The organism is Plebeiibacterium marinum (genome assembly GCF_026013615.1).
Classification (GTDB): domain Bacteria; phylum Bacteroidota; class Bacteroidia; order Bacteroidales; family Marinilabiliaceae; genus Saccharicrinis; species Saccharicrinis marinus_A.
The window spans coordinates 33,016-44,969 of record NZ_JAPDPI010000021.1 but is presented as its reverse complement, the minus strand read 5'-3'; the positions used below and the strand labels follow the sequence as shown (position 1 = coordinate 44,969).

The following is an 11,954-nucleotide window of genomic DNA, read 5'->3' as shown; positions in this document are numbered from 1 at the left end:
ATAATTTAAAAATAAAATGATGCGATTTAAAAACGCGAAATACTTATTCTTAATTGCATTTGTTGTAATGGGAATTAGTACTGATGCCCAAAGGATTTTATCACTGCAGCAGGCTCTGGAACAAGCATATCAGTTTAGTCCCAGGATGCAGAACGTTAAGCTTTCATTGGTTCAGAGTGAGCATAACTTAAAGGCCCAAAGAGCTTCTCTAAAATCTAATTTTAGTTTGAATATTACTCCTCTGGAATACTCTAAGAACCGGGAGTTTAATAGTCAGCTTTCGCAATGGTATACTGTTGAAGACTATACCAGTTTAGGGAACTTCAGAGTGACACAACCTATATTGTTTACCGACGGGGTAATATCATTAAATAATACCTTCAGTTATCGTGAAAATACAAGTACAAGTAATATGGGTAGCTCTGGTTTTGATGGTTTTACCAATAATCTGAGCTTACGATTGGATCAGCCTCTTTTTACCTATAATCAAACCAAACTTCAGTTAAAGGAGTTGGAGCTGGCCTATGAAAATGCCAGCCTTAATTACGCTTTGCAAGAATTAAGCGTTGAGAATATGGTGACCCAGGCTTTTTATAAAGTGTACCAATCGCAAATGGAACTGAATGTCTCCACCGAAGATTATCAGAGCCGTAACCAAAGTCACGAAATCATTAAAAATAAAGTTGAGGGTGGTTTGGTTGCTAAAGAAGAGCTTTATCAGTCAGAACTGGATTTGCTTTCGAGTAAATCCAGTATGCAAAATGATCAGGTTACCTTTGAAAATGATAAAGATAATTTCAAACAAATGTTAGGTATTCCTCTTGAAGAGGAAATTATGGTGCTGGCGGACGTTTCTGTTCTCCCGGTAGATATTGATGTGAGTAAGGCCATAAAGTCAGGTGTTGACAACCGGATGGAAATTCGTCAGAGGGAGATTGCCATTGAGCAGGGACAATTTGACTTGATCCGGACTAATGCTTCTAACGAATTTAAAGGCGATTTGAGTCTGGAACTCGGTTTGTTTGGACAAGATGAAGCCTTATCAGATGTTTTTCAGGATCAAACCAATAGTCAGAATATTTCTTTAGGATTAACGATTCCGCTATGGGATTGGGGAGAGAAGAAAGCCAGGATGAAGGCATCAAGGGCTGCATTAGAAATGAACCAAAACGACTTGCGCGATGAAGAAATTGATATAAAGCTAAATATCCGTCAGGTATACCGAAGTCTTCAAAACTTATTGATTCAGATTGAGATTTCGAGGAAAAATGTAGAGAATGCCCAATTGACTTATGAAATCAACCTTGAAAAATATAAAAATGGTGATTTAACCAGTATGGATTTAAACTTGGTTCAAAATCAGTTAACTCAAAACAAAAATGCGTTAACAAATGCCATTATCAATTACAAACTTGAGCTACTAAATATGAAGATTCAATCGATGTACGATTTTGAAAACAATAAAGAAGTAGCTCCTAATTTCTCTCCAAAAAACAAAAAATAACCATCATGATACAAAAAAATCTATTAATAGTATTACTTGCCCTTTCCCTGTTTTCGTGTGATAACAGGCAAGATAAATTTAAGGCAGATATAGCCATCCCTGTAACTGTTGAAGAGTTAACAACGGGTAGTATCCAGGACGTTTTTACAGCTACCGGGACAATAATGTCGGAATATGAAACATTGCTTACCAATAATGCTGCAGGAGATTATTATCTGCAAATAAACCCCCGTACAGGGAAAAAATATAAAATGGGCGATGTTGTGAAAAAGGGAGAGGTGATTATTAAGATTGTTGATAAAGAGAATGAAAACAATATAAATATTGAAGGTGCAAAACTTGATTTGGATATTTCTGAAATGGAATACCAAAAACAAGTGGCGTTGTATGAAAAAGGTGGGGTTACTTTGCGCGAAAAAGTTGAAGGCGAAAAGCAGTTGATTACCGCACGCAAAACTTATGAAAATGCATTGATTCAATTGGAAAAAATAGAGGTTACAGCTCCTTTTGACGGATTAATTACTGATTTGCCCTATTTTTCTCAAGGGGTAAAAATTGCGCAAAGTCAGGAAGTATTGCAAATAATGAGTTATCGAAAAATGATAATGGATTTGATGTTGCCGGAAAGTCAAATTGCTAAGGTATCGTTAAATCAGGAAACTCAAATTACAAATTATGCCTTACCGGAGGATACTCTCACGGGTTTATTAAAAGAGATATCCCCAGCCATTGATATCGACTCCAGAACTTTTAAAGGCAGGGTGTATATCAATAATCCTGAGGTAAAACTGCGTCCCGGTATGTTTGTAAAAGCGGATATTGTTATTGATAAAAAGGACAGTGTTATCGTAATTTCAAAGGATGCTATCCTTGTGCGCGATTATGGTAAAGTGGTTTTTGTAGCAAGAGGAGATGAAGCTCGTGAAAGAAGAATAACTACCGGAATGGAGCATGAGGACCGGATAGAAGTTGTAGACGGCCTCAGAGTGGAAGAACGTTTGATAATTAAGGGTTTTGAGACTCTTAAAAATCGCTCAAAAATAAAAGTCCTTAATAAATAACCAAATGAAAAAACTTGCACAGTTTTCAGTGAGCTATCGGGTAACGGTGGCCATGATTATACTTGGAATAGTTCTCTTGGGATTTATTTCTTTTTCCCGCCTGGGAACCGATTTGTTTCCTGATTTGAACAATCCGCGCATTGTAGTTGAAATTGAATCGGGAGAAAGGCCTCCTGAGGAGATGGAAAAACAATTTGTTGAGAATATTGAAGGTACCGTAATCCGACAGAGTGGTGTGTTGAATGTAAGTTCTACGAGTAAAGTGGGAACGGCTCAAATAAATGTGGAATATGCTTGGGATCAGGATATGGACGAAGCCTTCCTCGACCTCCAAAAGGCGCTTACGCAATATAGCCAGAATGAGGATATTGAAGACCTGACAATATACAGGAACGATCCCAATGCTTCGCCAATAATGTTGGCAGCTGTTTCAAACCCAAATATTTCAGATATGGATGAGCTACGTAAAGTAGCCCAAAATTATATTCGTAATGCCTTAATTCGTATCGATGGTATTGCTGATGTTCGTTTGAGTGGGGATGAAACAAAGGAAATTACCATTGAAACAGATCCTTATATGCTTGAATCGCATAGTATCACCTCTTCAAGTATTGTAAGTAAGATTCAGAATTACAACCGAAATGTTTCGGGAGGTTCTATTGAAGAGCTAGGTCAAAAGTATATTATTAAAGGTGTAAGTATTTATAAATCGCCTGAAGACCTTGGTAAGCTGGTAGTTGGTACAACCCTGCAAAGAGATGAAGAAGGACATGAATTTGAGGTTCCATTGCTTTTAAAAGATGTTGCCAAAGTAAGTTATAAAAACCAGGAGCCGGATAATATTGTTCGATTAAACGGAAAACGCTGTATTGGTTTATCTATTTATAAAGAAACAAAGTTTAATACGGTATCAGCCATTGAGGCCCTGAATGAAGGTTTTGACAAAGTGAGAAAGGGTTTGCCGGGGTATAATATTACTGTAATTAAAAACCAGGGTAAGTTTATTGAAGATGCTATTTCAGAAGTAGAAGATAGTGCATTGATAGGGATCTTTTTTGCCGTTGTTGTACTGTTTTTGTTTTTACGAAGGTTGGGAACCACCTTGGTTGTGAGTGCGGCCATTCCAATTTCAATTGTGGCCACATTTAACCTGATGTATTTTAATGGGCTCACTTTAAATATAATGACTCTGGGAGGTTTGGCACTCGGAGCTGGTATGCTTGTGGATAACGCCATTATTGTAGTTGAGAATATATTTAGTCTGCTCGAAAGGGGAAAGAGCCTGAAAGAAGCTGCTGTAGAAGGAACTGCCAAGGTAAGTGGTGCTTTGGTAGCTTCAACATTAACTACCATAGTAGTGTTTTTGCCTATTGTGTACCTGCATGGGGCATCTGGAGAGTTGTTTAAAGACCAGGCCTGGACAGTTGCATTCTCATTGTTGTCTTCACTTTTTGTGGCACTTTTGATCATTCCTATTTTGAGTACCATATTCCTCAAAACACAAAAAGTTTCAAAATCAGAAGTGGTAAAGGTTCAGGGATATGCATACCCAAAATATTCAAGGTTTTTAGATGAGGTGTTGAATAAAAGGTATCTGGTAATATTTATAGCCATACTGTTGGTGGCAGCAAGCTATTTTTCTTTGCCATTTGTTGGTAGCGAGTTTATGCCTTCTGCTGAAACCAAAGAGTTTTCTATTGAAGTTACTTTGCCTTCGGGAGTTGGCATTGAGCGTACGGCCTCTACAATGGAAATGATGGAGGAGATGATTTCTGAAACATTAAAAGGCCATCTTGCCCATATCTATACCCATGCCGGACCTCAAACCAATACGCAGGGTTCTGATCAGAGCGTTTTTGAAGGTGAAAATACCGGTTTTATCAAGGTTACTTTAAATGATTCTACTCTATATTCAACCAGTGATTTTATTCCGGTATTGAGCGAATTGTTTTCAGGTATTGATGATATGGAGCTTGAGTTTTTACAAGATGAAACAGCATTGCAGGAAATTTTGGGTAGTGATGCGGCTCCAATTATGGTTGAAATTATTGGTGATGACCTGGAGGAATTGGATAAGTTATCCGATCAGGTATATGCCAGGCTAATGGCCGATGAGGAATTATATAATGTGAAAAGTTCTTTTGAAGATGGCGTACCAGAGGTAAATATAATGATTGACAGGTACAGGGCCGGTATTTTTAATATTGATGCTTCATCTATTATCAGTCAGTTACAGGAGTTTTTAATGGGAAAGGATGCCGGAAGTATTGAAAGTGATGGTGAACTAACGGATATTACCCTAAAAATGCCTGACTATCCATTAAAAGAACTGGAAAATTTTAAGATTGAAAATGGAACCAGTGAATATCGTCTGAGTGAGTTAGCCAGTATTTCAATAGGAAATTCACCTAAAGAGGTTATCCGTAACAATCAAAACCGTATCGGAAGGATCACTGCTCATAACAAAGGGAATATACCTGTTGATAAATTAGCTCAGCAAATTAATGCCAGTTTGTCCGAAATAGATTTCCCAGCCGGATATCGATATGAGATAAAGGGGGATGAGTTTATGCGAAAAGAATCTTTTGCCAGTTTGTCCTTTGCCTTGATTCTATCTATAGTATTGGTATATATGGTTATGGCATCGCAGTTTGAGTCACTTATACATCCATTTACCATACTGCTTACCATTCCTTTGGCCGGAGTTGGAGCCATTGCTGCCTTTTTAATTTTAGGGAAATCTTTAAATATTATGGCATATATAGGTTTAGTAATGTTGGCCGGTATTGCAGTAAATGATTCAATTATCCTTGTAGATGCAATCAACCAAAACAAACAAGACGGTATGAGTTTGAAAGATGCTATTATTGCTGCGGCAAACAGCAGGTTACGTCCCATATTTATGACGAGTCTGACCACGATCCTTGGATTGCTTCCATTAACATTCGGGTTTGGCGAAAGTGCCGCTATCCGCTCGTCAATGGCTATCGCAGTAATAGGAGGTTTAATAACATCCACTTTGCTTACTCTTGTTGTTATCCCTTGTGTTTATTATGTTTTTGATTTTAAAAAAAAGACGATTAGATAGGAGATAAAAGATAACAGAAATGTAAACTATATGGTTTAGATTATTCTTTTATTTCTAATCTCGTATCTCTAATCTCATACAAATATGAATTTTATAATACACAGAAAAGTACTCATCAGCATGTTGTTTGTGGCACTATCCATGCTTGGAATCGTGTCCTATACTAACCTGTCTGTTGAACTTTATCCAGATACGGAGCTTCCAATGCTTTTTGTGCAGATACAAAACACGGATGGTACAGAATCGGATCCGAAATATGTAGAGCAGGAAGCCGCCATCCCAATGGAAGGAGTGGTTGGTACCCTGGAGGGCATTGAGAAAATGGAAACCCGGGTTAATCCCGGAAGGGCTAATATTACAGTTTATCTATCAAAAGACGTTGATTTTAAATATGCCTATTTAAAATTGGCTGAAAAGGTGGAAGCATCTCAAGGTGTGATGGCTGACGGATTCAGGGCTGTTGTTGTAAAGATGGATCTAAGCCAGATGATGAACCAATTTATGCAGCTTCAGGTATTGGGTACAGGGGGTGTTGATAGGGTAAGGGCTCTAACCGACCAAAAGATTGTGGATAAGCTGGAAAATATAGATGGTGTAGCCGGGGCAGAGGTTTTTGGAGGGCAGCAAAAAACAGTTGAAATTGTATTTAATGAAGATAAACTTGAGGCAATGGGCCTTACAGTTAGTTCAATCAGGAGAAAGATTACAGGAAACGAAGGTGATAAGACGTTTGCCGGCAGGGTTGTTGGTCAAGGTCAATATATGTTTGTAAACGTTGGTGCCGAATATAATACCATTAATGATTTGGAGAATGTGGTGGTTTCTCCCAACGGACCTGTTTTACTAAAAGATGTGGCCCAGATAATTTTCGGAGTAAAGGAAAATGACTCATATAGCCGTGTAAACGCCATGGAGTCGGTAACAATTCGTATTACCCGAGAGTCAACAGTAAATCAGATTGATCTGTCGCACAGAATAAAGAGTGTAATTGAAAAATTAAACAATGATCTGACTGGCGATGGTGCCGAAATTGTAATTACATCAAATTCAGCAGATACTATTGAAGAAAACATTGATCAAATAATCAACCTGGCATTGATAGGTAGTCTGCTGGCAGTGTTTATCCTGTGGATATTCTTAAAAAATGTTCCGTTGGTTTCGCTTGTGATGTTATCTATCCCAATATCGGTTTTCTCGGCATTTAATATTTTTTATGCATTTGATATATCACTAAATACACTTACCCTGATTGGGATAGCGTTGGCGGTGGGTATGCTCATCGACAATAGTATTGTAGTAATGGAAAATATTTATCGTGTAGCTTCTACCGAAAAAGACAGGGACAAAGCTGTTATAACCGGTACCAGGGAGGTATGGCGGGCTATATTTGCAGCAACTTTAACTACCATTACTGTATTTCTCCCTTTTGTATTTTCGTCAAATGTGATGTTTAAGCTGGTTGCTAAAAATATCAGCGTGAGTATTGTAGGAACGCTGATTATTTCATTGGTTGTGGCTTTGCTGTTGGTTCCTATGATGACCCATGCAGTATTGTGGTATGGAAAAGGCAATGTACACAAAAGGCTAAGGCGCTTGCCATTGCATAACAGGTTGGTACAGTCCTATCTTGTGTTATTGAAAAATGCCATGCGTTTGCCGGCACGCACCATTAATTCAGCAGTGGCTGCTTTTTTTGCTACTGTGTTGATTGCCTTATTGGTGAGTTTCAATGTTAACAAAGAGGTCGAGACCCCTGAATTTAGTATTGATATTGAGCGCCCCTCCGGTTCTACACTTGAAAATACCGATGAAATGGTGCGGGAGCTTGAAAAAAGATTGGAAAAGGTTCCTGAATACGATAAGATCATCAGTCAGGTATATGAAGAGGAAGCCAGTATCCGTGTTACCCTGAAGGAAGGATATAAAAAGGAGTCCGACCGCTCTTTGGGGGAGATTAAAGCTGATATCCAGGGACGTTTGTATGGGTATGAAGGCTCAGAAATATCAATGGAGCAAGGTTCTGTTTCGTCAGGAGGAATGGGAGGAGGATTTGGCCAAAATCCTGGTATGAACCTAATGGGGATGTTTGGCATTGGAGCACAAACAGAAAAAGTAGTGATTAAGGGAGAGGATTTTGATAAGATGCTACTGCTGGCACAGGATATTAAATATATTTTGGAGGATAACTTAGAAGACCTTCGTTCAGTGCGTGTAAGTGCCAGCTCAGCGAGGCCTGAAGTGCATCTGGAATTTGATCCCGGTTTAATGAGTCTGTATGGTGTTACCCCTCAAAATGTATTGGCCGAACTGACCAATTTTCGTCCTGAAATTTCCTCAGGGGGGAAACTAAAGGTTGAAAATGAAGAATATGATATCATCATGAAAAGTGATAAAACGTATTCTCAGGAAGAGGAAACGGCTAAAACTTATGATGATCTTAAAAGCCTGAATGTTGAATCAACCAGTGGTGCTTTGGTGTCATTAAATGATTTTTCAGACATTGTTTATGCAAGTGGAAGAAAAGAAATATTGCGTGTAAACCAGCAAAAGGAGATTACTATTAATTATCGTTTTAATGATGAAATAAACGATTCAAAAGATTTATTGGAACAGGCTCGTATGGATGTGGATGATTTAATTGCTGAAGTCAATCTTCCATCGGGCACAGCAGTTGAGGTTATTCATGAAGAAGATCAGTTTGAAGAGTTTTACTTTTTGATAGGAACAGCGTTTATTCTGATATTAATGATCCTGGCTTCTGTTTTTGAATCTTTTGTAAGTCCTTTTGTAATGCTGTTTTCCATTCCATTGGCAGCCATAGGTTCATTGATTGGCTTAATTACAACAGGAAACTCCTTATTAAGCCTTAATACTTTAATTGGATTTTTAATACTGCTGGGAATTGTAGTAAACAATGGAATTATTCTTATCGATTATTCAAATATCTTACGAAAACAGGGGATGAGGCATTCCAGGGCATTGTTGCAGGCTGGTATTTCAAGGGTTCGCCCTATTTTAATTACTGCATCCACAACCATAATTGCTATGTTGCCATTGGCTTTGGGTAAATCTGAATATGTAGGGAGTTTAGGTGCCCCATTTGCAATTACAGTAGTTGGAGGGTTGTTGTTGAGTACATTGCTGACCCTGGTTTTTATTCCAACATTTAGTTTTGGTTTGGAAACGGCATTGGCCTGGATTCGTGAACAGAAATTAGTTTTTAAACTCATTATTTTTGCTGGCTGGATTACGGGAGTTGTACTAATCCATTTTGTTTTTAACCATACTTTTGTGTGGAAATTGGTAGAGTATTTTTGTTTTGTTGTTGGAGTACCTGCAGTTTTATATTTTATTTTAACTAGCCTCAAACAAGCGCAAACAACACTGATAAAACCCCATGAAAGTATTACCATTACCCTGCAAAATGTGGTTAAGATATACGATAGGGATAACCGTTTTGTTCGAGAATGGAAAACTGCAGGTTTATACGGAAAGAGAGAACAGTTGCAAAAGGGCAGACAGCATTACGTTGAAAGTCTGATATGGCAAATTCCTTTGTTTGGTTTTTTTGTGTGGATGAATTGGTTTTATCTGGAATCTGGTTTTTGGTGCTTTACATATCTGTTTGTAGGATATTTTATATTGTTGTCATTTTTAAATTATTTAAGTCTGTGGCCCGACAAAAAAGGTCGTATGTCAACGTTGTTTTCTCCAAAGTCACGGATTTTTAAGATAAAAATGTGGGGGTATCCTGCTGTTACTCTAACCTTTTTTGTACTGAAGCATGATAGTATGGCCACAGCCATAATTCTTGGAGGATTATGGTATTTGGGTATATTTATTTATAAAACAGGTCAGAAGTTGCTTCAGGAAAATATTAATGTAGAACGGCTTAAGGGGCGTTTTGCCGGTATCAGAAGAAGCTGGTATATCATGGTTCGTTCCATACCGGTTATAGGTAAAGAGAAACAGCCCTTTAAAGCACTTCAGGGGGTTTCTTTAACCATGGAAAGCGGTATGATAGGCTTGCTTGGCCCCAATGGTGCTGGTAAAACAACTATTATGCGTATTATTTGTGGGATACTTGATCAAAGTTATGGCAAGATATTTATTAACGGACTGGATACGACAAAGTACCGCGAAGAGTTGCAGGGCTTAATAGGGTATTTGCCTCAGGAATTTGGGTCATATGAAAACATGACTTCGTATGAGTTTCTGGATTATATGGCCTTGCTTAAAGGACTCAATAATAAAGAGGAGCGGCATAACAGAATCGAGTATGTTTTAAAGGCTGTTCATATGTGGGAAAAGAAAGATAATGCTATCGGTTCTTTTTCAGGAGGTATGAAACAACGCATTGGTATTGCTCAAATTATGCTTCACTTACCCCGCATATTGGTAGTTGATGAACCTACTGCCGGGTTGGATCCCAGAGAACGTATCCGTTTCAGAAACCTTTTGGTTGAGCTGAGCCGTGATAGGGTGGTTATCTTCTCAACGCATATTATTGAAGATATTTCCAGCTCATGTAACATGGTGGCAGTTATGCGAAAAGGGGAACTAAAGTATTGGGGAGAGCCCAAAGAACTTTCGCAAATAACTCAGGGCAAAGTATGGACCTTTGATGTTCCTGTAAATGAGTTTGAACGGATAAACAAGGAATTTCAGGTAGTGCACCATATTGGAATGGGCGCCAATATTAAAGTACGTGTTTTATCAGCACAACAACCCGTTGAAGGAGCAGAACTGGTTTCGTCAAGTCTGGAAGATTCGTATTTGTGGTTGTTGAGAAATAATTAGGTAGGATGTATGGGTGTTTTAAGCGATAAAAAGTGGGTAGGAAAAAGTGTTTTCAACCTTAAAACGGAAATAAGAACCAATAACAAAAAGCAAATTAATAAATCATGTCCGACATAGTTAAGATAATCAAATACAACCTGAAAATCATTTTCGGAAATAGGTTTGTGTATTTTTTAGGAGCCTCATTAATATTTTACTTAATAATTACTGGTATAGCATTGTTTTCGGGTGATGATGTAGCACTTGAAGATGCTTATTACCAATTGATTTTTCCGGGGATTTTACTTGTGTTTTTTCCTACAACCTTTGGAATACAAAATGATGAGGATGCCCGTATTTTGGAGATTTTGTTTGGTATACCTAATTACAGGTACAAGGTTTGGCTTGTGCGTTTGGCCATCATATTTATTATGGTGTACGTTATGATAGTGTTCTTTGCTTTTTTAAACAATTTTTTGCTGGTTGAATTACCTGTGTTTAAAATGAGCCGGCACCTGGTGGTTGTTTTAATCCTATTTGGATCCTTAGGCTTTTTGTTCAGTACCATGGTAAAAAATGGTAATGGGTCGGCCGTGTTTATGGTGGTTGTGGGTTTGGCATTATGGTTTCTGCATGGTTTCTTAGGCGAATCCAAATGGAATGCGTTTCTAAATCCTTTTGGAATTCCAAGAAATGTTAGTGCCAGCCTGTATCAAATGATTATCTTTCAAAACAGGTTGATTCTTTTATCTGTATCTGTTGTAGCTGTTTTGTGGGGATTGATAAACCTTCAAAAAAGGGAGAAGTTTATTAAGTAAAAGGAATGCCTTGCCAGAAAGGAAAGATTCTAAACATGATGGGTTGATATCCCAATATCCTGTACAGAGTTTTTTGTTTGTTGGCCTGCTGGAAGTGTGCTGCCAGCTTGTAAATAGTATAAAATATTACAATAATATATATGTCTTACATTGCATCAGATCAAATCGAGAATATAAACCAATTAACAACAGGTGAATACAACGATTGTGTATTTAAAAATTGTGACTTATCAGGATCTGTTCTTATAGGTTCTGTATTTGAAGAATGTGAATTTATAAATTGTAACCTTTCAAATGTAAGGATTACGGATGTTGCATTCAGAGATGTGAGTTTTGTAAATTGTAAATTGTTGGGAATTCAGTTTTCGGAATGTAATACCTTTAATATTTCACTGAGTTTTAAAGAATGTATACTTGATTTTGCTTCATTTTACAGATTAAAAATAAAAGCAACCAGTTTTATAAACTGCCGATTATCACAGGTAGATTTTGTTGAAGCAAACCTGACCAAATCATCGTTTGTAAATTGTGATTTGGCAGGAGCTGTTTTCGAAAGAACCAATCTTCAGGAAGTTGATTTTAGAACTGCAGTCAATGTTGTTTTGGATCCTGAGTTAAATCAACTTAAAAAAGCGAAGTTTTCACAAAATAATATCTCCGGCTTGTTGGTAAAATATGGGATAAAAATAGATTAGGGTGAATGT

The 11,954-nt window shown here is 37.7% G+C and carries 6 protein-coding genes; all 6 read left to right on the top strand.

Translation table 11 applies throughout. The annotated features are described in order from the left end of the window. Window positions 1-16: 16 nt before the first annotated feature. The 6 genes from OM074_RS11385 (at window position 17) to OM074_RS11360 (ending at window position 11,945) form a co-directional block, all read left to right on the top strand. Complete coding sequence (locus OM074_RS11385; RefSeq protein ID WP_301199601.1) at window positions 17-1,504, top strand: TolC family protein; 1,488 nt, start codon at window positions 17-19, stop codon at window positions 1,502-1,504. A gap of 5 nt (window positions 1,505-1,509) precedes the next feature. Continuing rightward, complete coding sequence (locus OM074_RS11380) at window positions 1,510-2,565, top strand: efflux RND transporter periplasmic adaptor subunit (RefSeq protein ID WP_301199600.1); 1,056 nt, start codon at window positions 1,510-1,512, stop codon at window positions 2,563-2,565. Between the two features lie 4 nt (window positions 2,566-2,569). Beyond that, window positions 2,570-5,653, top strand: a complete 3,084-nt coding sequence (locus OM074_RS11375) for an efflux RND transporter permease subunit (protein ID WP_301199599.1) — start codon at window positions 2,570-2,572, stop codon at window positions 5,651-5,653. Window positions 5,654-5,737: 84 nt separating this feature from the next. Beyond that, complete coding sequence (locus OM074_RS11370) at window positions 5,738-10,453, top strand: efflux RND transporter permease subunit (protein ID WP_301199598.1); 4,716 nt, start codon at window positions 5,738-5,740, stop codon at window positions 10,451-10,453. A 104-nt stretch (window positions 10,454-10,557) separates the two neighbouring features. Then, complete coding sequence (locus tag OM074_RS11365) at window positions 10,558-11,250, top strand: hypothetical protein (RefSeq protein WP_301199597.1); 693 nt, start codon at window positions 10,558-10,560, stop codon at window positions 11,248-11,250. Window positions 11,251-11,390: 140 nt separating this feature from the next. Further along, the gene (locus OM074_RS11360) at window positions 11,391-11,945 is read left to right on the top strand and encodes a pentapeptide repeat-containing protein (RefSeq protein ID WP_301199596.1); all 555 of its coding nucleotides are present in this window, start codon (window positions 11,391-11,393) and stop codon (window positions 11,943-11,945) included. The last annotated feature ends 9 nt before the right edge of the window (window positions 11,946-11,954 follow it).